At 49.2% G+C, this 26,137-nt stretch carries 11 protein-coding genes and 1 pseudogene; 3 read left to right on the top strand and 9 right to left on the bottom strand.

Going from position 1 to position 26,137, the window contains the following annotated elements; translation table 11 throughout:
• Nucleotides 1-344: 344 nt before the first annotated feature.
• The 5 genes from DXB18_RS14030 to DXB18_RS16610 all read right to left on the bottom strand — a co-directional run bounded on the left by DXB18_RS14030 (nt 345) and on the right by DXB18_RS16610 (nt 19,366).
• Nucleotides 345-12,128: a hypothetical protein gene (locus DXB18_RS14030; RefSeq protein ID WP_118708457.1), complete on the bottom strand. Its 11,784-nt coding sequence runs from the start codon at nt 12,126-12,128 to the stop codon at nt 345-347.
• A 4-nt stretch (nt 12,129-12,132) separates the two neighbouring features.
• On the bottom strand, nt 12,133-15,837 hold the full coding sequence (locus tag DXB18_RS14035; protein ID WP_118708459.1) for a hypothetical protein: 3,705 nt from the start codon (nt 15,835-15,837) through the stop codon (nt 12,133-12,135).
• 186 nt (nt 15,838-16,023) lie between these two features.
• Entirely contained in the window at nt 16,024-16,854 is an 831-nt protein-coding gene (locus tag DXB18_RS14045; protein WP_118708463.1) for a DUF6273 domain-containing protein, read from the bottom strand.
• Between the two features lie 476 nt (nt 16,855-17,330).
• Nucleotides 17,331-18,884: an ABC-F family ATP-binding cassette domain-containing protein gene (locus DXB18_RS14050; RefSeq protein ID WP_118708465.1), complete on the bottom strand. Its 1,554-nt coding sequence runs from the start codon at nt 18,882-18,884 to the stop codon at nt 17,331-17,333.
• A gap of 191 nt (nt 18,885-19,075) precedes the next feature.
• Complete coding sequence (locus DXB18_RS16610) at nt 19,076-19,366, bottom strand: hypothetical protein (protein ID WP_243103507.1); 291 nt, start codon at nt 19,364-19,366, stop codon at nt 19,076-19,078.
• Here DXB18_RS16610 and DXB18_RS14060 point away from each other — a divergent pair.
• Nucleotides 19,352-19,690, top strand: a pseudogene (locus DXB18_RS14060) (hydrolase); the annotation flags it as partial. The gene DXB18_RS16610 and the pseudogene DXB18_RS14060 overlap by 15 nt on opposite strands.
• A gap of 78 nt (nt 19,691-19,768) precedes the next feature.
• On the opposite strand, the gene DXB18_RS14065 reads toward DXB18_RS14060, so the two are convergent.
• Nucleotides 19,769-20,668 (bottom strand): LysR family transcriptional regulator, encoded by a 900-nt coding sequence (locus tag DXB18_RS14065; protein WP_118708467.1) that lies wholly within the window; start codon nt 20,666-20,668, stop codon nt 19,769-19,771.
• Between the two features lie 131 nt (nt 20,669-20,799).
• Between DXB18_RS14065 and DXB18_RS14070 the strand changes: the two genes are divergently transcribed.
• Both DXB18_RS14070 and DXB18_RS14075 read left to right on the top strand, forming a co-directional pair.
• Nucleotides 20,800-21,945 carry an amidohydrolase family protein gene (locus tag DXB18_RS14070; RefSeq protein ID WP_118708469.1) on the top strand — a complete coding sequence of 382 codons (1,146 nt, stop codon included), beginning with the start codon at nt 20,800-20,802 and terminating at the stop codon, nt 21,943-21,945.
• Between the two features lie 24 nt (nt 21,946-21,969).
• Nucleotides 21,970-23,028: a tripartite tricarboxylate transporter substrate binding protein gene (locus tag DXB18_RS14075; RefSeq protein ID WP_118708471.1), complete on the top strand. Its 1,059-nt coding sequence runs from the start codon at nt 21,970-21,972 to the stop codon at nt 23,026-23,028.
• A 92-nt stretch (nt 23,029-23,120) separates the two neighbouring features.
• Here the strand turns inward: DXB18_RS14075 and DXB18_RS14080 are convergent, their stop codons facing one another.
• Genes DXB18_RS14080 through DXB18_RS14090 form a run of 3 tightly spaced genes read right to left on the bottom strand, consistent with a single transcriptional unit; the run spans nt 23,121 to nt 25,946 of the window.
• Nucleotides 23,121-24,170: an aldo/keto reductase gene (locus tag DXB18_RS14080; protein ID WP_118708473.1), complete on the bottom strand. Its 1,050-nt coding sequence runs from the start codon at nt 24,168-24,170 to the stop codon at nt 23,121-23,123.
• A gap of 50 nt (nt 24,171-24,220) precedes the next feature.
• Entirely contained in the window at nt 24,221-24,565 is a 345-nt protein-coding gene (locus DXB18_RS14085) for a TIGR04076 family protein (RefSeq protein ID WP_118708475.1), read from the bottom strand.
• 1 nt (nt 24,566) lies between these two features.
• On the bottom strand, nt 24,567-25,946 hold the full coding sequence (locus DXB18_RS14090) for a Na+/H+ antiporter NhaC family protein (protein WP_118708477.1): 1,380 nt from the start codon (nt 25,944-25,946) through the stop codon (nt 24,567-24,569).
• Nucleotides 25,947-26,137 lie beyond the last annotated feature (191 nt).

Consider the following 26,137-nt stretch of genomic DNA (forward strand, 5'->3'; position numbering starts at 1 on the left):
TCGTTCTAATCTCTCTTATTATATACAATCCAGGAGGTTTTTGAAAGGGTTTTTTTATTTTTTATTATGTTTATATTTTTTTTATGGTAGCGACACAGTTTGGTCACAATTCTTTTCTATACTCTAAGTACATTATCCGAAAGGGTAATGGAACCTTTGTTTCAAGTGAAAACTTGAAATTACAAAGCTTTTTCATACTCATACCGGGCAGCCCGAAACTGCCCGGCCCCCCTAAAACATTTTCTTTTATTTTGTATACCTACCATTCCCAAAATCAAAGGGCGAAAAGGACTGCCAAACCTTTTCGCCCTTTGATTTTGCTTTTCTGCTTTGGATTTTCCCTGCTATTTTTCCTGCCCGTTTTGATTTTTCTGTTTTTGCACGTGTTTTCGATCCTTATTCTTCCTGTTCACAGCATACAGACCGGCTGCAGACAAAAGAAGCAGCGCACCGAAAAAGCAGGTTTTCCGTTCATCTCCCAGACGCGGAAGACGGATCTTCCACCGGCCATCTGGTCCTAAATACAGCCAGCCCGCACCGTCTGGTGACAACGGCTGATACCATGCAAGAATTTTTCCGATGCGAAGAACCGGCTGGATTTTGGGGTTCTCATACTCTGAACTGCCACCTCCCGACGTTTTCTCTTCTTCCGGTTTCGGCTTGTCCGGCTCTGGTGTTTCCGGTATGTCTTCTTTCAGTATTTTCCGGTCCACCACGATCAGACCCGTTCCATTCCAGATCTTTGCCTGATCTGCACGGACAATCCGGCTGCCATCTTCCGAGATTTGAAAGCAGACCGGTTCAAAGCACTCGTAACCTTCCGGTGATTTTTCTTCAATCAAAAGATATTCTTTTCCAGCGGTCAATCCTTCCACTGCATGCCACGGTGTTTTCTTTTGGGTAATCCAGCTGATCAGCGGTGCATCCGGATTATAGACCGGCGTTCCATCTTCTTTTTTTCCGGTGATTTCATAAACAGCCAGTCGGGCTCCCACAAGAAACCATTCTGACGGAATTTCTTCCACATCCGGTATTTCCAATCCGGAAATCTCATATCGTCCGGAAATTTCATATTGCCTGGAAGTTTCATCTGTCATTGTATTCGCACCTGATATTGCTCCTGCATCCGTTTTGATGCCTGCTCCGGCATTGCGTGTTCCATCCGGAGCAGACATTGCATCCGCATCCAGCTTTGCTATCACAATCCTGGTTTTGTGATCTGTCACCGTGATCTGCTTCTGTGCGCTTCCTCCCCACGGGTAAGGTGCGACTCCCAGATCCGGCTCAAATTGCCACCGGATCACTTCCGGATTCAGCGCATAGCCAGGCGGCGGGATCACTTCACGCAATTCATACCAGAACGGATGAATAGCGCCATCTGCCCCTGTTTCTCCCACAGGAAGACTCTTCTGCTCAGCCGGTGCCGTCAGACGGAGCTGGAATACCGGCTGCTGCAATTGTGTATCTGCAGTTTCCTGACCGTTCATTTCGCGATATTCCGTTTTCTTGGGTCCCAGTTTCTGAACCAGCTTCTGGCGCTCTGTTTCCCGGTATGCCGCAAGTTCAAACACTGCACCTTCAAGCATCCGTCCCGCAGAGTCCGTCTTTTCCAGTTTTAAAGTACCGGTCACCGGCCGGTCGTTCACACGCACAACACGGATCTCCGGCTGCCATTCATACACAATCTCTACCGGGAGAAAGGTTGTGTAGTAATCCGGGCTTTTCTGCTCTGTCAGCCAGTATATGCCATCCGGCAGACGCCGGATCCGGTGCGGTTTTAAATCGCCCTCCGCATAGCCTTGCGGGATTCTGCGGTTGATGGCATCCAGTTCCGTGTACCGGCCATCACTTCCGCTTATCCAGGAATCAAACAGATAGCTGTTGCTTTTTGTCAGACCGCCTTCTTCATTCGCACGGTAAAGTGCCAGCCTGGCTCCGGCAAGTTCTTTGTCCCCATCCTCATACACTTTCGAGATCAGCAATGTCCCCTCTTCGTTCTCCACACGGTAAAGCTGTACATCTCCCGTATCGTTTACCGTAATCAGTACCTCACCTGCCCGCGCAAACCCCGACGGTACTTTCGTTTCAACCAGGACATAACTGCCTCCGGCCGGAAGGTAATCAAAACGCTGGCGGTTTTCTACGGTCAGATACGTACAGGCATGTGTGTTTACGTCTGACAGCTTCTGCCAGTCAAACTGATACTCGAAACGGAACGGATGATCCGCAAAAAGATCCTGCTCTCTGGTCACACCGATCCGGATCTTTGCTCCATTTTTCATCCGGTATACATAAACGGTCTGCTCCGGGTCTGTTGGTTTTAACAGTTCTTTCTTGTACCCTGCCTCATATTCTGCCCGGTAAAGATGTTCCCCCGCATCCCACATGACGCTGCTTCCAGGCTTTGCTCCATGTTCCAGATACATAGTTTCAAATGCATCCGGGAAATTGCGGTAAGTTGTACCGTCATCCGTAACCCAGTGCGCGATCACAGACGAGGGATCGTACTCCGGTGCGCCATCTTTGTAACAGATATTCCCCGCTGCATCCAGGCGCGCCGGATACAGGGTGAAACCGGCACCGCCAAGGAACTGTTCTCCCTCTGCATGATCTTTTCCGTTTTCCAGATAATATTTTTCTACCTCAACACGCGTGTGATCCTCCTTCATTTCATATTTTTGAAGTTCCGGACGTTCTGCCACCGTAACCGCGATTGGGTCATGCGAAACAAACCCGGATGGCACCTCAAGTTCCTTCCAAAAGTAACGTCCCGTCGGAAGCTGCGTGACAGAATGGGGCTGGCTGGTTGTGGTCCAGACAGTCACAGGTGCGCTTTTGCCTTCAGCCACTGCCAGTTTTGCATTATCGTTTTCTGCTGTATCGGAGCCTGCATCGCCTGTTTTCCACAATCCAAGCACGGCACCTTCGACATATCCACAATCAAATGCAGAGTTTGTTTCTGTACCATCGGTCTTTGAGAATTCGGTCTTTGTCGGCTGATCGACCATGGTCACGGTCTGGTTTTCACTTTTTTCCTCTACCTGAATTCCAACCGGAAGTGCCTTTACAAAACCTTCCGGTGCCTGCAATTCTTCCATAATATAGCATCCTGCTGCGACCCGCTCTAAAACATCTGCACTTCCCGTTGTCATATCCGCCGCAAATGGGTCGTTTGGATATTTTTCGGAAGTAATCCAGGTGTTTTCCATCACGTAGGCTTCTCCCTGCCGGTGCAGCAATGTCTGGTTTTCGTCAAAAAGCTGCGCATGCTCCTGCACTCCATATGCAGCATGGTTATATGCTTCCAGATTATCCGAAAACTGAGAACGGACAAAATCTCCATTCCGGTCGTAAAATTCTGCTGCCTTGTCATATGTTTCTTCACTCTGCGGATAGTACATTACCATACCATGACAGTCGTAAACCGGATTCATCGATTTTTTAAACTGTCCGTTATTGTCATCCAGAAGGATTTCCTCATTCCGATTTTGTCCCCAGCTGTTCTGGTGAAGCGTAGATTCCCGGTGACTTTCTTCTCCATGCTCCGATTTCCAGCTTCCGGTCAGGTAGGTGTGATCTCCGTCCCCGGCAAGCGCCGCGCGGAATGTCGTGATCTTATCCCGCGCAATGATGTTGCCGTACGCATCCTTCCGGAGATTGACCGGCCAGACAAGCACCTGCTTTTTTCCGGCTCCGGTTCCAGCTTTTCCACGGATCTGGTCCCAGCTTCCGTTGTTTCCGTCAAAATTCTTTACGACGTATGCCATGCCGGTATACGGATCGACCAGGGCATCCCGCGCTCCGTCACGTCCCAGATGATAAACATGGGTTCCCTCATCCAGCGTCAGGACCTTATCCTTTTCATCATAGCTGATCTTTGTCAGATCTCCTCCCGCAAATTCAAGAAATTTCGACGCGCCCTTCCAGGCAAAAGCCTGATAACGTCCGTCCCGGCCATCCGTCTCTGGTGTAATGGTGATCGTCAGGTCACTCAGGTCATAATACAGGATATCCGTATCCGGGCGCATGACGGTAAGTGAATTCCAGCTGTTTCCCTCCACCTGGATTATCTCACCATAACGATCTGTACCGGCAGGCCAGGTAACCGTATACCGGTGTCCTTCCTCATCGCGCTCTGGAAGAAATTCCGTTTTTTCCCCTCCGTAACCTTCTTTTACATACATACGCTCAATATGCCCTGCATCATTGCGCTCGATCACCAAACCTTCATAGGTGAAATCCTGGGAATCTCCGGACGGAGTCAGGGAAATGGCATCAAACAAGGTCATTTTTGCCCCGACGGCATAACCGGGCGCCTCATTTTCCGCACAGTCTGCACGTTTTTCCACCTGCAGACGAATTGGTTCATTCTCCAGGTATACCCGCGCCGTATGGATCTGATCCTGCGGCTTGGTTTTCCAGGTTGTCTGTTCTTCTGCCGGATCCTCGTAAATGGCAGAAAGCACCCGCTTGTCCCGTTTTCCATTCTGGTAATAAGTCACCTGGTCAGAATAAAGTTCCAGCGCGACCGGCCTGGAACGGACATAGCCCGCCGGAGGTTTTGTCTCACACAGCACATACGTACCTGCGGAGAGTGGCTGTGGTGTATTCAGGTAGCCGACCGTCTGCAGCTGATATTCCAACTCCTGTGCTGTCTTGCTGTTTCTGACAGCTTTAATGTTTTCTGCAATCTGTTCCCCTACAGAGATTTTCTCCGTCTTCATCGCCTGATTTTTTCCATCCGGAGCCGGAACAAGACTATCCCGCACAGTAACAAAGGATTTCATGACACCAGTTTCTAGGCCAAACCGGTCTCCCAGAAGGATCTGCTCGGACTCGTCGCATACCGGAGTCCCTGCCGGGACAACACCAGTATACAGATCACCGAGACTTCTTCCTCTTAAAACCGGGCGGATATCTGCTGCTCCCATGGCAGTCAGAAATTCCTTTGTCCCATCGATCTGCGTATCTTCCTCATAAAAAAGGACCTTTCCCTCCCCGTCTTTCGCATCGTCGCGCTTTGCCGCATAAATACGGAATATGGCGCCATCATGCAAAATGTTTTCATGGGTTTCGGAATCCAGTTTTTCCAGGCGGATCCTTGCCGTATAGAGGCGGTTTCGGAAGCGGACATTTCCATATCCAAGACAAATCGAATCTGCTGTTCCAGACAAATCTGCTGCTTTCTCCAAATCTGCTGTATTGTCCAAAGGCACTGTTTTCTCCAAATCTGCTGCATTGTCCAAAGGCGCTGCTTTCCCAAAATCTGCTGTATTGTCCAAAGGCGCTGCTTTCTCCAAGTCTGCTGTATTGTCCAAAGGCACTGTTGCCCCTGAATCTGCTGTCTGGATTGTGTTTTTCAAAGTATCTGCACCCAGCACTGAATACGGCACCAGGGCAGATGCATAACGACCATCATACGCTGTCTGGGATCCCAGCATGGCTGTGACCTGGTCCCGGTAATAAATTCCAGGCACATTGTCTTCTGTGACAGTACCGCCCGGATACCAGACGTCATCCACAATCTGGGACTGTTCCGAAACGGAACTGTAACGATATACCGCAGAAACAAGATTCCGACCTGCCTGTCCTTCACTCAGATAATATGGCACTGCGCCCGAAGCCCGGTCATCCTGTACATTGTAATAGTTTTTAAACGGCCGGTATTCCGACTGTGTCAATGCAAAATAATCACCGACAGCCGGACTTACCGGCACTCCGTTTTGGATCCGGTCAATCTCCATTCCATATTTGTAAATTTCGTAATCGCCCCGGTTGCTGTGCGCCTGGATCACATGGGACTCTTCCAGGAAGCGGATGTGATAACGTTTTTCCAGTTCTGCTGCCGTATAGGACGCTTTGTACTGATAAAACGGATCCAGCCTTCCGGGGGAAGTCCGGGCGCCGGCTTCATCAGTATACACGGCAGGCAGGGAAATTTCTTTGGGTTTATCCACCTCGTAATGACGGTTTTTGAAATCTTCCAGATCTGCATATTTCGGCTGCTGCTCCACAACCACATAGGTTCCGTATGGAAGCATCGCTGAAATCCCGTAATATTCCAGTTCCGATTCTGCCCCGCCAGACTCGCTTCGGACATCTACGAATTTGTTTTGAACATCTGCGGATTTGTTTTGAACATCTGCAGATTTGCCTTGGACGTTTGCGGATTTGCTTTGGACATCTGCAGATTTGCTTTGAACATCTGCGGATTCGTTTCGAGCGCCTGTGGACTCGTTTCGAATGTCTACGGATACCGTCGTAGCATCCCGGTCTGTCCCACCGTTTGCTTCTGTATCCCATGCAATCGCATACAATTCATCCAGATCATAGGCAAAGAATGGTTTTAAATAATTCTGCGCCTTTATGATGGCTTCCCGCAGTCCACAGTCCAGAATTTCATCCGAAAAACCCGTACTGCCCTGATTGGCCGTGTATTCCGGCTGCTGTTTTCCTGACGCAGCGGTCTCCGACATAGTACTCTCTGGTGCGGCACTTTCTGACGGCTGGACCAATTTCGCGATCTCAGCATCCAAATACCAGGTAATGGCGAACTGCCGCACCCGGTCCGAAACTCTCATGTTCCAGATAGTGTCTTCACTATGGTTGGCTGCATTGCCGATCGGGCGCCAGCTGGTATACGTCGGTGCCGCATCATCCCACTTGTCGTGATTTGCGGTTTCGATGGCATCAAAAAATTTCTCGTAATTGGGGCGTTTCACCGTGCGTGTCCGGTTTCCGTCTTCCACCAGTGCTTCTGTTGTCTCAAGAAGTGCCGTATAACCAGGCGATGGCTCTTTCCGGATCTTTCCGTCCTGATACGCGTAAAGTGCCTCGTTGTAAACTGCCGCATCGTCTGAGTTTTTATATAACGGATCAGTGCGATGCAGCACTTTCGTATCAATCTGGTTTACCAGTTCCGGAAATGCAGTATTCGCCTGTTTTTGCCCGGCAAAATTCCGCTCGTTTCCTTTCCGGTCCTGCCAGATCACGGTACCGTCTTCTGCACGGTAAAGCTTCTGAAGATTTGATTTCAGATACACTTTAAAGCGGAAATTTTCCATTGCTTCTGCTTTGTCATACGTTTTCGTCCACCAGTCCTCATGCACATCTGCGTAGGAATCTGTATTATTGTAAGAAGTCTTTTCTATGGTCTTGCTGATCCGGATCTGCTGGCGGATACTCCGCTCTTCCACCGGGACCGGGTCCGCAAAAGTCCCGCTTCCCGGTCTTCCCGCGCCATCCTGCCAGACGGCATCCTGCCCCGGGTACACCAGTTCCGTGCGTTTCACAAAGCTGTTTTCCGCTCCTTCGATTCCGGTTTTATAATCCAGGCTGGCACGCACAAATGCCCGTTTCACGGTTTCATAATAAGCCGCTGCACCCATGGTATCGCCCGGCTTCCAGTTTCCCGTCAGCCCTGCCATATCCTCCTGTGTCAGCACAACCTGCTCCGCGCCAGGCAGCACCAGCTTAAATTCATACTGCTGTGCCATGTCATCCCGGTGAACTGCTCCGTAAAAATCGGTATAGCTGCTCTCTGCGTGCCAGACATTTTCCTGTATCTTAGAAGTGATTTCCGTCCAGTTTCCATAGTTTTTCCGGGTCTCACCCGGCACAGTTTCTTCTATATACTGGATTTTGGGAATCCGGTTTCCTGCTGCGTCAAGCGGTATCTCGCCCGGTTCGTAATACACGTTTTCTGTAACACAACGGGTTATGAGACTGCCATCTGCATCCATCGCTGCGTCCGGGACAAGAAGCGCCGATACCCGGAGTGACCCCAAAGTTCCTGCTCCGTCTCCTCCTGACGCCGCAAAATCCGTATATACCCCAAAACTGTTTTCCTCTTCTGCTTCCGTGTAAACGGCATAGACATATCGGGGCGAACCGGAATGCTCCTGCGGTACAAAAGGAACCCGCAGATAAAATGCCGCACTCCGTTCTCCACGCTCCGGCACATAAAAACTCTCCGGATTTCCGACGCGGCCTGCATATAACGTGATAAGAAACGTATCTTCTGTCTCTTCGATCCGGTCCACGCCACCATAGGAGTAATACGCATTTTCCTGATAATAATCGAGCAGCGCAGCCAGAATTTCTCCTGCCGATGCTTCTTCGCCATTTTCTTTCTGACGCGCGATGCGCAGTGTAATAACAGGTGCACCATACTGCACCTGACTTCCGCTTGCAAATCCGGTATCATATACCGGCTGCTCCAAAGTCGTATAGCGGGATCCGGCATCGGAAGTCTGCTTTGGAGTCCCTTTTCCATGCGCCCGCAGGATCAGTTCCAGCTTGTATTTGATAAATCCGTTGTCTGCCTGCGTAAATGCTTTTCTCAGCCGTTCCTGCACCGCTGCTTCATCCATTCCGGTTTCCGCACGCTGCATCAGTTCCTCGCAGCGGGACGTATCCAGCTTCTTTTCTTCCGCGCATTCTACTCCCGTTACCGTCCGGTTTACCGGGCGCTCTCTGGTAAGCATGGTTCCATCCGCACGATACTTTGGATACTGTCCTTTCTCTTCCGCGGTAACATAGACCGGATTCCCCCAGGCGTCCGTCTCGATTTTTTCTGTGAAACGACCGGTTCCAACCTGCGCCGGTTCTGTTTTTACCGTTTTGTCCAGGCGATACAGTCTGCTTCCTGCCGGAATTCCGAAAAATACCAGATCAAAACCTCCGCTCTTTTCACTGCTTACCTCGAAAAACAATTCCTGAAACGTCGGATCTCCGTATGCGCCGCTCGCACCAGCCTGTACCTGCTGCTGCGCATAGAGCCCCTTTGTCACCGTTGCATAGCCATCACCTGCTGCCGCTGATACCGCAGCATTCAGATCCTGTCCTGCATTCGTGAACGGATGTTTCCGGTTTCCGACCGACAGTTCATAGCCCTCTGACCGGCTGAGTTCTTTCACGTAGTATTCGCCCATCAGAAGCGGTCTGCCGATCCAGCAATTTCCATTCGCCGCCTGGTAATCCGGATAGGTTCTCAGATATTGTCCGTCTGCGGTATAATCATCCAGTGTCTGGCTTCTGTCATACAGATTGGAAGGTGCCGACTGGTTCCATCCGCCCGACCGGTTCGTGATCTGTCCGCTTTCATACTGGTAAAACTGTCCCGGCGCTTCCGTGAAGGCAAGAAACGAGGCATCTCCATTCTTATCTGTCGTAGTCACGGCAACCAGATCGTCTTTTTGATAAACGATTCCTGTTTTTCCGTCCGGATGCACCAGGTTTTCCGCCGCAAACAGACCATACACTGCGCCTTCCAAAACTGCGTCACCCTGACTGTCGCCATAGGAATCGTAATCCCGGCTTTCGCCGCTTTTTAAGTCCATATCGCGCTTGTTGATATGAAGTTCGCCTTCCGTCCGGTGGTCGTAGATCCGCCACCAGTCCTCTTCGTGATCCGCATTATTACAGTGACTGTATTGATCCGATGGTCCTGTATCCGTCTCACTTCCGCTGCTCGCAGCATTCAATCCCCGGTTGTAGGTCTCCACGAAACAGCCTACACCTCCTGCAAAGGCTGCGCGTCTGCCGTTTTTGAAAAATCCGGTTAAGGCTGTGGCTGCCACCGCTGTGGCTGTTTCCGCTGCTTCCGTGACTGCTGCCGCCCCAGGATTTTCCGTCTGGTCACCTGGGAACTGGAGTTTCAGGATCCACTGTTGAGAAACACGATCTGTATCCTCCGTGTTTTCTGTGTCTTTCGTGTTTTCTGTGTTCTCCACATCCGATGCTGTTGCCTTCTGTACTGCCGTGTACATTTTCGCAGCTGGCATGCGTATCTTTGTATCTTGCATAAGGGTTTCCTGCTCCGCTGCGGGCGTCTTCGCTTCCACTGTCGCTTCTGCATCTGACACAGTTGCTTTCGCATTCGATCCCGTTGCTTCGGCAACCGGGGATTCCCCCTGTTTTTCTTCCGCTTTCCGGTCGTCGATCAGCTGCACTTCATCGGTCCATACCGGGATAAATATGGAAAATAATTTCTGCCAGAATGATTTCTGTTCTTTTTTCACCAGCGGAGCTTCCATCTCTGCGACCATCCGGCCTTCTTCTGCCTGCTGCCGCAGTTTTTGCAGCGTTTTCGCCGGTTCCGGAACTGCGTGGTCACTTACCCGGATTTCGTTGCTGTAAATGCCTGCAAAGTCCGCATTGGCTCCGTGTTCCGACGCATCCGTGATGATGACTTCAATTGGGAGGTCATCGCTGTGATTTCCATGAAGGGTGTAGCCTTCCCGCGCTGTGTCTTCCGCAATGGCATAACTGTATTTCAGGGAAATAAAACGCTCATAGGTTTCCCGGGTATCGTCCTCGCAGCCAGAATCGGAAAATGATCTGCTTCCGCCTGCCGAGGCAGTGGCACCGGCTGAAGGCGTTTCGCCTTCTTCTCCGCCACTGGATGCAATATTTCCAATCTCTCCCATGTCCACCTCCGGCATAAGCCAGTGAAAATGGACACCGGAAAAATCTCCTTCTGACCAGGTTTCACAGGACTGGTATGTATTCTGCCAGAGCGCCGCAAGGCGGCGGTTTTCCTCCTTTGCCGCATCGATTTCCTCCTGGTTTTCTATCTCTCCGGTTTCTTCATTTTCCTCTTCTTCCGGTACCGAGACAAAAACCGGTGCCGGATGACCGTCACAAAAGGTCTTATCGTAATGATAACCGTGTTCGACCGTTTTGGCGGATTCTCCCGCCGCATCAGTCATCATGGCAGAGACAAAGCGGAAATCGTCCCACAAAACCGGACTGTCTTTGTGAAAGCTTTTATAGGGTGCTCCTCCCGCATAGATATACGCGGCACCATCCCGGTCTGTATGGATCTCCTCTTTGTCGTCAAACCGCTCATAGAGGGAAAATACTGCATTCTCCAGCGGTTTCCCGGTTTCATGGTCGTACTTTCTCAAGCGGACATTATAGGTGGAGGTCCAGTCTTCCTCATGACGGTAAACCTCAAAAGCCATGCCTCCGCCCTGCCCGGTTCCGCCAGAAACTGCTCCGCCCGTTCCTGCATAGTAACAAAGCTGGGGAACATTGACTTCCACAAACGCCAGGCGCTGGTGCGCAGACAACGGCGCGGAGCCATTGTACATCTGGCGGTGTGTCCCGGAACAGCGGCTGCAGCGCCAGATCTGCAGACATTGTTCATACACTTCTTCCGGCGAAGAAAACGTTCCGCCGCCGGAAGCATACCGTGTTCCGCGGACATCGAACATCAGATACAGTGCCCCGCCGCCTCCGGTATTAGTCAGCCGGATCTCGGTATCTGTCTTCTGGCATACCCAGCCGCCAGGCACCTGCGCGGTAAACGAACCTTCTGCACCCGTGGAAGAAAATTTAAGCGGGACACTGCGGATAAATTCTGCATCCGCCCCGGACGGATCCAATGCCAGAACATATTCCCCGGAGCGTTCTGCGCCCTGCACCGGGGTCAGCTGCAGCGGATTTCCCGCCTGGGTATGTCCCTGCAGCACAGACGGGACACCACCGCCAGATGCACGGGCATTTCTGGCTTCTGCAGCATTTTCTTCTGCCTGCATGCTTTCCTGCTGCACAGGCAGAAGACCGGCAGGCAGATCAGCTTTTTCCGCCTGAGGATCTGCACCTGCACTGCGCGCCGTGCCTCCCAGCAGGCCCGCCAGCTGCAGATACGTTTCTTCTTTTTCCAGCACGGTTTTCAGCCACGGGTATTTTCCGCGGACGGACGGCGAATGGATCAAAAGTTTCAGATCTGCCTCTGTGACCAGGTTTGAGATGGCCGGAACACCCTGTGCGGATGCACCGGCATTGATGTTCTGGATCACCGCATTGATCTGCGGTACATTGCCAAAGCTGGCCTGCAGCGTCAGCATGCCCCAGAATACGATGGCCATTTCTTCTCTTGTAAGTGTCTCGGACGGCAGTATGTACACATATTCATCGCCATCGATCAATGCCCGGTTTGCTCCGGTTCCATCGATACAGTAATGATGGAAACCGGAACCGTATGCAATCATGGTATCGCCCGGCTGGGCTGCTTCTGCCTTCCAGGGAAGCTGAAAGAAAACCGGGAGCAGTTTCCCACTGATCAGCAGGACTGCCAGAAACAGCGCTAACTTCTTCCTGATGCTAAGGAATCGTTTCATTCTTCTATTTCGCCTCTTCCTGGCGCTTAGGCACTCCGTTTACGACCCACGCGCCATGCTCATTTGTCTGTTTTCCATCTGCAGTTGTATAATTTTTTCTCAGCGCACCGCGGATACCGTTTGATGCTTCTTCAAAGTACAGGCACTGTCCGTCGATCCAGTTCCAGCCTGTCAGCATGCGGCCCTGTGTTCCATCGGAAGATGGGTTTAAATAATACATATTTCCATCGGTATCCTGATACCAGCCGGTCATCAGAAATCCGGCTTCATCAAAGCGGAACCAGTCATAAACGCTCTGACCGACCGCCGTATTGGCATATGGATTGTGCACGGCTGCCCACTCCTTTGCGTAAGTGCGGTCCTTGTCCGCAAACATCCACTGGCCTGCCGCATTCTGCACCCAGGTTCCTGTCACCACATAAGAAGGCATCGACGGACCAGCGGCTTTCGTCACCCCGCCAGAGGTAATGCCGGTCGAACTTCCCGATCCGCCAGAACCACCGGAGCCTCCCGAGGAGCTTCCGCCACCACCAGATCCTCCAGTGCTGACTCTCGGCACAGTCTCATCCTGTGTGACAAACACGATCCGAACACGGCACTGCGCCTTGATATGCCCATGGGTCTGATCCTCACTGACGGCCGTCACCACTTCTTCTTTCACTCCGTTTCCACTTACTTTTTCCAGCGGTTTTTCCTGTTTCAGGGTGCGGTCCCGGCTGATCAGGTTCTGGATCCATGCCGGATTATGCTCTCCTTTCGAATCCCATACCGGTGTGATCCTGCAGTTCTGTCTGTTTGCTCCCGATACTTCCAGATGCAGATTTTTTCCGCTTTCCGTATCGGTCCAGCTCACCTGTTCATAGAACGGGTGCTCCGGATTCAATGCCGCAGTCAGGGTCACCGGTCCTGTTACTGTGATGCTCTCGGTCGGCTGATAGCAGCTTCCTGTCAGTTTTCTCGTTATGGTAAAGACTGCCTCGTTCTGATTCAGGTTTAATGTTTCCACGCGCAGGGTTGTCCGGTCCACGATCTGGAAATCCACGGCTACGCGGCAGTTTGCGTAAAGTGTCGCATGGTCCAATGAGGTATCCGGATTGGTCATTGCCGACACCACACCATAGCGGGTGTAAACGGTATCGCGGATTTTCTCCCGGTACTCATTTTCTGCCTGGGCTTTTACTTCCTGGTTTATGATATCTGTGACAAATGCAGAATTCATATTGGGCAGAACCGCTGCATCTTTCCGGGTATATCCGGTTTCCGAACGGTTTTCCAGAAGATCCGTGTCATCGACCGTCCAGCGCACGGTGCGGTCTATCGTCTGCCCATTTCCATTGTGCTCCACATGAATATAGACCGGCTGCACCTCCACGCTGTGATCCTGCTTTCCATCCACGTAACGGGCGATTAAAATGCCATCTTCATTTTTTACTTCCGTCACGATCTGCGGATGCTTGCGGTCCCCGCTTCGTGTCTGAACAACCGAGATCCGCGTCTCATTTGGATCTGCTGTCAGCTTCGTAGTCAGCTTGATGTATTCCGCTGTCAGCTCTGTATCGCACTCCGGCATGAGGAACGAGTAGGCACCTGCACCCACATACTGCATTGGCTGCTCCAGACCGTCCTCATCGAGATAAACCGGTGGCTTCACTCCGCCGGTCTCGGATTCGTCCACAACCATCTGGTAGCGGTTTTCCGCTGTATTGTTGGGTGCGGTTGTCACGGTCACAGTCGCCCCGGCTTTGATCGCGGACGGATGATCCTTATCGACATCCCGGTAATAGGAACTTCCCGTAGAAGAAATTGCCGATAACGTTGCCACATCCGTGTCATAGGTTCCATTGGCATTCATCGTGTCAATCCTCGGAATGTAAACCAGATACCCTCTTGTCGGCTCTCCCATATATCCTGGCGCAAAATGATCCATGGCAAACGGAAGGTCTTTTTTATATCCGTCCATGGTAAACTCCCGCCCGAGTTTCTGGGTAACGATATAGCGGACGCCATCCTCCAGTTCCTCATAAAAGAAGCGCTCCCCGCAGTCGTATTCAAGCTGACCGGATATCGTTTTATATTTGCGCTCCATGTCAGACCAGTAGCCAATGTGGGCATCTTTTTCAAACTTGTTATCCCCGTCGATCGTGCTTCCAAATACCTGCTTCGCCTTCGCCAGGGTATTGGTAAACAAATAGGAAATCCGGCTGTCCCGTTCGGTTCCGTAAGTGAACCGGTCGCTGCTGGCACGGGTTCCTATAAACGTGCCCTCCCGGGAAGCACTGCCCGCGTTGGTCCTGGAGATGATACCCGCCATACGCGCCAACACCAGATTGCCGCTCTCATATTTTCCAACAATTCCTCCCACAGAACGGCTTCCGTTTCCGCCGATCGTACCGTTGACGTAGGAATTGTAAATGCCGCTCAGATTCATGATACCGGCAATTCCGCCCACATAGCCTTTGCCCTGAATGCGGTCGGAACTGCCATTTTGCGTGATCACCACGTTATCGATCAGGTATGCCTTTTCTGCCTTGCCTGTGATTCCTCCGACTGCTCCGTCGGACTCCTTCACATTCATGGTGATTCCGTCCGCCCTGCAGTTTTCAATGATTACCGCTCCATCGCCTTCCTGCAGCTGCGTCCCGGATCCGGTTCCGTTTCCCGTACCACTTGCAATTGCAGCGATTCCCCCCGCGTAATGCTTTGAACATACATAGCCCGATACGGTGACATTGCGGATCACTGCACCATTTTTTATCGTACCAGCCAGAATTCCGGTCCAGTTTTCTCCGGTGACCTGTTCACCCTCAATCTCCAGATTTTCCACACTTCCGCCGTCAATCACACCAAACAAGCCAAGGTTGCTCATCCCGTCTGATTCTCCAAGGATCTGAAATCCGGTTATTGTATTTCCGCAGCCATTAAAATGACCGCGAAACGGTGTCTGGACCTCACCGCCAAATTCCGCGCGGTTGCAATACCACCCGATCGGATTCCAGTTGCCATTGTTTATGGAAAGTCCGCCCAGATCCAGACTCTGTGTCAGTTCAAAGTAACAGCCCTCATAATCATTTCCTGCTGCCACCGACTCGGAAAGTCCCATCAGATGCGACAGCGTTTCGATCTGATACGGTGATTCTTTCGTTCCGTCTCCCGGGAAATTTGTATTGCCATTCCAATCCGTCCAGAGATCCCCTGTAGTGGAAAGCTGAACCGCAAACAAGGCTAGGTTCGACTGGGTCGCAATCTGAGGGAGCGGCTGCGCATTGGAATCCGTTGCCAGATCAGCCATAGCCTGTTTTTTCCGATTCATGCCTAAATCAGCTTCGCTTGCCGCATCAGAATCCGTCGCCAGATCCATCTCCAGCTCTATCTCGTCCACTCCGGATTCACCTTCTTCCAGATCATCCGTTCCAATCGCACGGGTCTCCCGTTCGTCCTGTCCGGATCTTTCTGTCTTCAAGCTATTCTCCCCGGCTTCCGCCTGTCTGGCGCCACCTTTCCATGTGGTTTTCTGTCCTGACTCCTGCCAGAGCGAATCGCTCCCGCTTGCCCGCACATATCCGGCTCTGCTTTCCGGCACAAACGCCCCCGCGCTTTCTGCCATGGCGTACCCGGCAGGAAGTACCCCCGGTGACAATACTGCCAGCATAACCGCCATTGCCGATGCTGTTTTCCGTCTCATCTCATAATTCTTCCTGTATTTCTTCATACATCCCCCTTACTTTCCTGTTTCTTCCCGCAACGTTTTACTTTTTTCTGTGTTTTTGCCCGCTCATCTCTTTTCCAGGTTCTTTCCCGGATTTTTCCTGATTTCCCGTTTTTTCCAGGTACATGTTCCTCTTTTTCACTGATTTTCCCATGTTCTTCCGTACCTTTCTCCGACCAGCAAACACGGTTACCTCTGCGGCAGCACAAAGGCAGGCCGCACCCCGGTTGTACCGGTCACCTTGATTTCTTCATCCTGCTCCATCCCCTTTCCCGATTTCTGCTCGCGTACACTGACTTTCTCCGGCCGGATATTCCCATTCACCAGATCCACAATGTAAATTTCCGTGCCTTCTGCCTTCCCGCATGGTGTCCGCAGCCAATATCCTTTGCAGAATTCCCCAATCTGTGTCTCTGGATTGCGTTTCTTTGCCCCATGAAATTTCCACAGCCAGTTCCGGTAACGGTATGCCTCATCCACAGAAAGGATAAACAGCCGGTCTTCCATCTTCTGGCTTCCCAGATAAAGCGGTGCCAGGTCATCCTGTAACAGGTGTTCCCAGTATTCTGCTTTTGTACTGCCCTGATAGGCGCGCTCTACCCCCGTATTGACCATAATGGCATCTGCAAAACCACTCTCGGACCTGGAAAGCCATCCCCGGACAGAAGAATATTTGTAGTCCGCACTGCTTCCAAAACGCACGATCGGTCCCGGAACATACACATAGTCATGAGGTCCATCCTCTGGCATCTCAAACTCATACCTGGAACCGGTATTGGCCGGGATTACTTCATCGCAGAGAAACAGAGCCCCGTTCCGGTGAACGTCCATATGGTCGGCATAATTCTGGTCAATGCAGCGAAACCGGTAATCTTTTCCGTCAATCCGGCGTATTACGGTGTCTCCAATGTTCCAATGCCTGGCCGCAGTGCCCGCACCAAAGGCCCGAACTGCCGGAATCAGAAACAAGCAAAGCCATACAAGCAGCGCCAACTGCCATGCTTTCCTCTTTTTAAACATGCTCAAATATCATTGCATCCCCCTCTCTTTCGATTCCCTGTAATCCGGCTATCCCGTTTTCTTAACGGGTCATTCCTGTTTCCATCTACCGTTTCTAAGTTTCTGACTGTCATTCATCTCACCATCTATCGCAGATGGGAGAAACCTTGCTGCTGTTTGTTGAAAATGCGCGATCTGCGCGGTTATAATCCGAACCGAACATGGATACGCTTTCTGCGTAAGAAATAACATGGGATGAATCATTCAAATAATCATTTTGTAATACTGTGGGTATATAAAGGTGTGATATCAATGGAAAAAATGAAATGGGTAATGAAAAATGAGATAACAGGAAAAACAAGATCTCAGATGAATCGTTACTGTGCCATCATCATAGCACAGTAACGAAAACAGTACAAGAAAAGTTCATCGACAAAATATGACAAAAAATGCGTTATCGTCTGCCCATTCCGGAAACGATAACGCATGATAACATCCTATCCGCGCAGGCAGAACTCGCTGCAGTCCACTACGCGGGTGGCAAAACTTTCATAAAACTCTGGCTCATGGCAGATTAAAAGGATGCTGCCCTTATAAGCTTTCAAGGCACGAGCCAGTTCTTCCTTGGCATCTACATCCAGGTGGTTGGTCGGCTCGTCCAAAAGCAGGACATTGGTTTCGCGGTTAATCAGTTTACATAATCTTACCTTTGCCTGCTCACCGCCGGAAAGGACACGCACCTGACTCTCGATATGCTTGGTCGTCAGACCGCATTTTGCCAGGGCAGAACGCACCTGATACTGGGTATAGGACGGAAACTCCTTCCAGATTTCCTCGATGCAGGTCGTGGTATTGCCCGGCGCCATCTCCTGCTCAAAGTAACCAAGATACAGGTAATCACCTAACTCTACACTGCCGGAAAGCGGCGGGATCAGCCCAAGGATACTCTTTAAGAGCGTGGTCTTTCCGATTCCGTTGGAACCCTTTAACACAACCTTTTCCCCGCGCTCCATGCTGATATCAAACGGGCGGGTCAGCGGCTCATCGTAACCGATCACCAGATCTTTCGCCTCGAAGATCATCTTGCCTGCGGCGCGGGCTTCCATAAAGTTGAACTCTGGCTTCGGCTTCTCCTTCGCCAGCTCGATGACTTCCATCTTATCCAGCTTTTTCTGACGGGACATTGCCATATTCCGGGTCGATACACGCGCCTTGTTGCGCGCTACAAAGTCCTCCAGCTCGGCGATTTCCTGCTGCTGGCGCTTGTAAGCAGCCTCCAGCTGCGCCTTTTTCACCGCATAAACTTCCTGGAAATGGTCGTAATCGCCCACATAACGGTCCAGCTTCTGGTTCTCCATGTGATAGATCAGGTTGATGACACTGTTTAAGAACGGGATATCGTGGGAGATCAGGATGAAAGCATTCTCGTATTCCTGGAGATAACGCTTCAGCCACTCGATGTGCTGCTCATCCAGATAGTTGGTCGGCTCGTCCAAAAGCAGAATGTCTGGTTTTTCCAGAAGCAGTTTTCCTAAAAGCACCTTCGTTCGCTGACCGCCGGACAGCTCGGAAACATCCTTATCCATGCCGATTTCCTGCAGTCCAAGTGCACGGCCAACCTCCTCAACTTTGCTGTCGATGATATAAAAATCATGAGCCATCAGCAGATCCTGGATCGTGCCCAGTTCTTCCATCATGGCGTTCATCTCATCCTCAGAGGCTTCGCCCATCTTATCGCAGATGGCGTTCATCTGCTCTTCCATCTCAAACAGATACGCAAAGGCACTCTTTAACACATCGCGGATGGTCATGCCTTTTTCGAGCACAGTATGCTGGTCCAGATAACCGGCACGCACATGTTTTGCCCATTCCACCTTGCCTTCATCCGGCTGCAGTTTGCCGGTAATGATGTTCATGAACGTGGATTTTCCCTCGCCGTTCGCGCCCACCAGACCGATATGCTCTCCCTTTAAAAGGCGAAATGACACATCCTGGAAAATAGCACGGTCACCAAAACCGTGACTCAAATGTTCTACATTTAAAATACTCATTCAAAACTCCTCTCAAGCTTGTTACCGTTCACCCGCAGCATACCTGCGGTCAAAAACCTGCTGCCATCTCCAGCAGCGCAGCCAGACCTCATGGTTTTTTCACTGCATCAAGACTGTGTCTCATTTTACATGACAAACCCTGCCATGGCAAGCTATTTTCCCTGAAATTGCGCATATCTTATCGTAACAGATCACGGTTTGCGAGGAATGCTATGGTTCTTCCCCTTAGTCATATTCCATCTGCCGCGGATGCACGCATCATCTGGATCGCCAGCGAACCCGTAAAACGGGAACGTCTGGAAAAACAGGGTTTTGTCCCTGGTGCAGTCATTCACTGTGTCCGCCGTTCCCGGCACAGACGTTTTTTTCTCTTCCGGGTCAATGGCCGCCTGATTTTGCTGCCGGGGAAGCTGGCGGGAGAAATTTTTGCGGAAATTCAGAGATGAGAAGAGGCAGGTGGCGTGGGCGATGACATGATCCATGCCATCTGTTCCCACGGCTACGGCATCTGCTGCGATGTGGAGCCTATCCACGAGATGGAAAAAGTGCTGTTTGCTGCTGACGAGCTGACCGGCCTGATCGGTGCCGCTGCCCGCATGCGCCCATCCAAAAGCACTAAAGATATGCAAGTTTCCAGCTTAAAGAAAAAATTCAAAGACAAAAAATTCGCTGCCGGATGCTCCCGCGATATCATCCGCACCGGAGCCGAGCGCCTGGGATGGGAACTGGATGACCTTTTTGCAAAGACCATCGAGGCCATGCGGTCCTGCAAAGATTACGTAAATGCGGAGATGGAGCAGGAGTAACAATTTAATTCTAAGATATGGGACCGTGAAGTCACCGAAAAATAACTTTCTGGTTCTATTATATTAATTACACTTCTATTAATAAGCTTCAAAATAGGCTTTCACTAATTCTACGAAGTAGGTTTCAGCTTTGGTAAAAATAGTACCTTTTCGAAAAGCTATACTCTGTTTCCATTCTTCTAATGGATTCAAGGAAAAGCACGAAACAGAAGTATGATCTTTAATTGCAGATTCCATCAATATCGAAGGTCCTACCCCCTGTCGTACCATTTCGTAAGCAACAGAACTTAGGCTGGTTTCAAGTAGGATTTTCGGCAGAAAACCTGCTTTCATAAAATGATAATCAGCAATCGTTCGAATACGTGTTGCCTTCGACATTAATATAAAAGAGTCATTTTTTAAGAGCTGAAGATCAATTTTTGTATAAGGATGTTGATTTTCAGCTTCTTTTGCGTATGGATGTGAAGAAGGCAAAGCAAGTACGATTTCACATGGTTTAAAAACAATATGCTTTAATTGGGATTGAATGGAACTTTGTCCCATAATTGCGAAATCAATCTCGCCATTTAGACAACGTTCCTCCAGTTCGTTGATGTTTCCTTCTACAAGATTTACAGTGTAATTTGGAAATTGTTTGTGAAACTCTGGAAATATAGAAGTAAACATGGCAGCTCCTATAACACGTGTTATTCCAAGATTCAAGCATCCACTTTCTCCACTTGTAATTTCGTCAATCGCTTTATAAGCCTGTCTCTTAATTTCAAGTATCTCCCTTGCCGATTTGATATAGATAGCACCAGCATCCGTTGGAATCATTTTCTTTTGAATTCTTTTAAAAATAGGATATCCAAGTTCTTTTTCTAGTGTTGTTAGATAATGATTAAGTGCCGGACGTGAAATAAAAAGCTGTTCTGCCGCATGAGAAATATTTTGTGTATCAGCAATAGCAATGATGTAAGAGAGTTGTTTTAAGTTCATATAGAGCCCCTTTTTCTGTAATGTAAAATGCACACTTTTTGGTCATTTTAAAAACTTTTATAACACTACAGTTTCTATTATAATAAAAAACACAGAGAATACAAGAAGCCATTAGAAGGGATGAAAATCGTATGATTGACATGTTGATAAAGAATGGGCGAATTTTTGATCCAGGACAAAAAATAGATAAAATCGGTGATATTGCACTTCACAGAGGATATATCATTTCCATCGGACAGAATTTAGAATATGAAGCAGAAAAAACTTTGAACGCAAAAGGTTTTTTGGTAGTACCTGGTTTGATTGATGTACACACACACATTAACTGGAAAGGAAATTATATTGGAATGCCTGCAGATTTAGGGTGTATTCCAAATGGCGTCACCGCAACGATTGATGCAGGAAGTACCGGAGTATCAAACTATAGAGGACTGCTTCAATACATGGATACCTGTGAAGTGAAAACCAAAATGATGCTCCATGCAAGTGCAAGCGGACAAATCATGTCAAAGCAATTTGCAGAAAATATAGATCCAAATGTATGGAATCTAGATTTATTTGAACGGGCATTTGCAGAATTAAAAGGGCGTGTGATTGGTCTAAAATTGAGAGTCAGTAAAAATGTCGTAAAGGAAATGGGCTTATATCCACTGAAAAAAGCACTTGAATTGGCCGAACATCTGGAAACACGAGTATTGATTCATCCCACAGATCCTCCAGTATCCATGTCTGAGCTTTCCCAGTACCTGAGAAAAGATGATGTCATGTGCCACATGTATCATGGTGAAGGCAATACCATTTTATCCGACGGAAAAATACCAGAAGAGTTATGGAAATCAAGAGAACGTGGTGTCATTTACGATGTATCCCAAGGAAAAGGAAATTTTTCTATTACATTAGCCAAAGAAGCAATCAACCAGGGATTTTTGCCTGACACAATTAGCACAGATTTAAATATAGAAAACTGGAATGATCCATGGGACTTTAGTTTACTTATGACAATGTCAAAATTGATGGCACTTGGAATGAGCCTTGAACAAGTGATTTTTAGAACAACCGTAACAGCAGCACAAATGTTTGGTGAAACTGGGAAGTTAGGTGTTTTGAAAGAAGGAACACCGGCGGATATTTCTATATTAGATTTGGCTAATCAAAAGATTATATTTCGAGATAAATACAATGATTCCGTAGAAGGTAAACAAATTTTAAAGCCAATGGCAACAATTATTGATGGTCAACTTAGGTATTGTTCCAGTGATATGCTAACTGAACGATAAAAAATTATTAAAGGAGAAGAGACTATGAGAAATGTAAAACTTTTGGCGTTAATGGGGATTATCGCGGTAACAGCCGCAGGCTGTGGTCAAAAAACAGAAAAAGCACCAGCGGATACCTCCGTTGCTGCGGAAACCTCACAATCCACGGAAACGAAAGAAGAAAAAGCAGAAACAGGAACCGAACAACCTGAATCAGAACAGCCCAATTGGAAACCTGAAAGTGCAATTTCTGTAGTTCTTCCAGCATCACCAGGAGGAACTGTTGATTTATCAGCAAGATTGTGGGCACAGTATGTGAAAGAAGTTTGTGGTTGGAATGCTGTTGTAGTCAATTCAGCCGGAGCATCTGGATCTGTAGCCGCCAATACAGTATTAAATTCAAATCCAGACGGACTTACTGTATTGTATGGTCATAATCTTGTAAATGTAGCGAATGTAGCTGGTGTAACAGATTACAATTATGAAGCATTTACATTGGGACCAAACTTTTCAGAAGAACCAGCTCAGCAGTTGTATACTAATGCAGAAGCCTATCCGGACTTAGAATCATTTATTGCGGATGCAAAAGCAAACCCAGGAAAGCTTCAGGCTTGCACCGAAGTGGGCGCATACACATATTATGAATTGCTGGCATTTGAAAAGGCAGCAGGAATAGATCTTGATTTTGTAGATGTTGGATCCACATCAGAAAAAATGGCAGCATTACTTGGCAAACAGGTTGTACTGAGTCCTTCGTCCTATGGCGTAGCAAAAGATTACCTGGAAGCGGGTCAGTTTAGCTGTATCGGATTCCCAGGACCGGAAGAAACCGAAGTATTACCAGACATTAAAACTTTTAAAGAACAGGGAATTGATGTAGAATTCGCACCACAAGATTTTTCATTTTATTTTCCTAAAGGGACTCCTGATGAAATTGTAAAAGCATATGAATGGGCAACACAGGAAATTTTAAAAAATGAAGACTGCCTGAAAGCTTTGAATGAGCTTGGACAGGTACCGAAATTCATGACAGCAGAAGAAGCTGCTAAAAATGAGGAAAAACTGTATACGCAGTTTAAAGAACTTCAAGATTCCTTACAGTAATTTTTTATCACGAATTGATTGTATAACTTAGCTCGTGAGAGTTGCCTAGATGCAGTTCTCACGAGCCTATTAAAGTTAAATATAATAATTTGTTATTTCTCCACGTTATTTCGGTCTGTCAAAATAATTCCCTTATAGCGTGGGGAGGTCCGCTCGAGTTCATAGCATTCGCCTTCCGGGGTCGGATACTGGTCGACGAAATCGCGGATGGTCTTCATCTCGTCTGCGGTTAAGTCGAACTCCAGTGTCTGGATGTTGGACTGCACGTGCTTAGAATTTCTGGTTCCGACCATGACCGCACCCACGCTCTTCTGATTTAAGATGTACTGGGTTGCTACATTGGCGATCGTCACACCGTGATGTTCTGCGATCTCTTTTAAGACCGGAAGGAGTTTCTGCATGCCGTCCCAGCCCAGGGAATCTTCGATGATCTGCATGTATTTGACCTGGGAACGGGTTTCCGGTGCCTCGTATTCTTTGCCCATGTAGCGCTCCGCCAGAAATCCGCCCGCCAGTGTGCCGTAAGCGAAGGTATAAATGCCATGCTCGGCACTGTAATCCAACAGGGTGCGCTCCGGGCGGCGGTCAAAGACGGAATACTGAGCCTGGTTGGAAACAACCGGGATACCGGCATCGACCATCATTTTCAAGGCACTGGTGTCCATGTTGCACATACCGATGTTGCGGATCTTGCCTTTTTCCTGAAGACGGACCAGATCAAACGCGGTGTCCAGCATGCCCGGCACATTGAAATCCCACCAGTGGAACTGCACAAGATCCAGTGCTTCCCGGTGCATGCGCTTTAAGGAACGGTCTACGATTCCCTCGGTATACTGCATGTTGATGACCGGGAGGACATCCTTATCCGGCACAAATTTGGTATGAATCTGGATATCTTCCTCGTTATAATGGCCGGTTCCTTTTAAGTCCATAACGAAACGGCCAAGCACCTCTTCTGCACCGGTATAGATATCCGCACAGTCGAACGTGGTAAAGCCCTGCTCCACCAACATATGAAACGCACGGATGGCATCGTCGTAATCGAGATGTCCCTGAAGGCAATGCTCGGCAGAAAGCTGCCAGCAGCCATTGATCACACGGTTAAACGTATATCCATTTTTCAATTGACATTTTTTCTGCATGTTCTGTTATCTCCTTTTTTCAATTCGTGATGAATCTTGTTCGCGTACCATTATTCCACATTCTGTTTCGCAAGCGGCACAACCGTGCACTGTCCGTGGCTCTGGATCCGTTTGCCAATCCGCGTGATTTTAAATCTCGCCCCGCAGTTTGGGTCCGGACAGGCGATCTCACAGTCGGAAAGCATCCAGTCGTTTGGATGAAGCGGCCGCTCTTTTGCCGGGAGCAGCGGAAGCAGCGCGCTGAGCGAGTACATGGAAAACGATGTCTGCTCCGGAAATACCAGATTTTCGCCCTGCACCAGGAAGTAATCGCCCACTTTGTGACTGCAGACCATGGGACGGTCCGTTGCCACGACTTCTACTTTTAAATCATATAACTCAAAGGTATCGTCCATATCATTCCTCTTTCTGGCATCCCCAGCCGGTGATGACCGCAATCAAAAATACAAAGAACAGTGCAAATCCGTAAATCGTGCCGCCCGCTACCATAACCGGAGACAGACCGGTCAGGGCGGAACCGATGAACACGAACACGCTCATGAACGGAATGATCGCCGGAAGGCTGTTTGCTGTTCCATCCAGCAGGTTTGCCCGGCGGTACGGGTGAATATTTCTTGCTGCACCGATCTTGTTTAAGATCGGACCAAACGTCAGGATCGAAGCACTGGTCACACCACCCAGCAAAATGGTGGTAAACGCAATGCCTGCCATGCAGACTAACTCCGCGCCGCGTGCGCTTTCTGCCATTTTACTGTCCAGGATTTTCTCTGCGATCAGGTTCAGCATGCCCGCATCCGTCAAAACGCCCATAATACCAAATACCGAAATGACCAGCGCGCAGGTCGGCAGAATGTTGTTGATGCCGTCTACCAAAAATCCGACTGCCGCATTGTTCGCCGCATCATTGGAAAATACCTGTGCCGGAGTAAACAATCCTGCTGCAAGACCGGTCACCGTGCCAACTGCAAGACCAACCAGAATGCCCTCGTAAATATTTCGGGTTTTGGTGGAAACGACCAGCATCAGCACAACCGGGATCAGCATGATCAGTGACATCGGGTTTGCTGCCGCATCAATGGAACCGCCCTCGTAGGTACCGCCAATTCCGCCAAGCACCGCAAACAGCACGATCGTAATGATGCCTGCGACTGCAGAATATTTGATACGGCTGGATACGACACCGCCAATATCGGCCGGCTTGCCATTTTTGAACTGCTGGGTAGAAGCAGAGGCAATCGTGGTATCGGAGATCGGTGCCAGGTTGTCGCCGAAAATAGCGCCGGATACGATGCAGCCAGCCATCATCATCTCATTGGCACCTAACATCATACCCGCCGGGTAAAAGATCGGAAATGCAATGAACATGGTTCCGATGGAAGAACCGGTCGCAGTGGATACAATACAGGTAGCCAGAAACGTAAACGCTACAAAGATACCGCCCTTCATACCAACGGCATTGGCGATCCACACAAAACCGCCGGACAGACCGCAGAGCTTGATCAGCGCATTGAACATGCCGACCAGCAGCAGGATCACAACAACCGACACTGACGTGATCGAGGAAATGCCGCGAATGGCACTGTCCCAGAACTTGCTGTAGCTGGTACAGAAGACGCCTCCGATCAAAAGCGCCAGAAATCCGCCCACCGCCAAAGCTTCCATATTGAATGCCTTAAACCCGATAAACAGCACCATACAGAAAAACACATAGATACCAACCGGGATCAGCGACATACCGATCCCGCCGCGAAACTCTAACTTCTTTTCCTCTTCCATATGCAGGTCCTCTTTTCGCAAGTTTTGTGATTTGCTTTCGCAATTTAATGTTGTAAACCATCATAGCAACATTCAAAAATCATGTCAAGCAATCAGAGGGATATTTGTGTTTGTTTTGTAAATATGATACCGTACAATTACAAATACGTATGAACACTGTTACATTTTCAATTTTAAGCGGGATTTGTTAT

It is taken from the genome of Clostridium sp. OM02-18AC, assembly GCF_003481825.1.
Classification (GTDB): Bacteria; Bacillota; Clostridia; order Lachnospirales; family Lachnospiraceae; genus Brotaphodocola.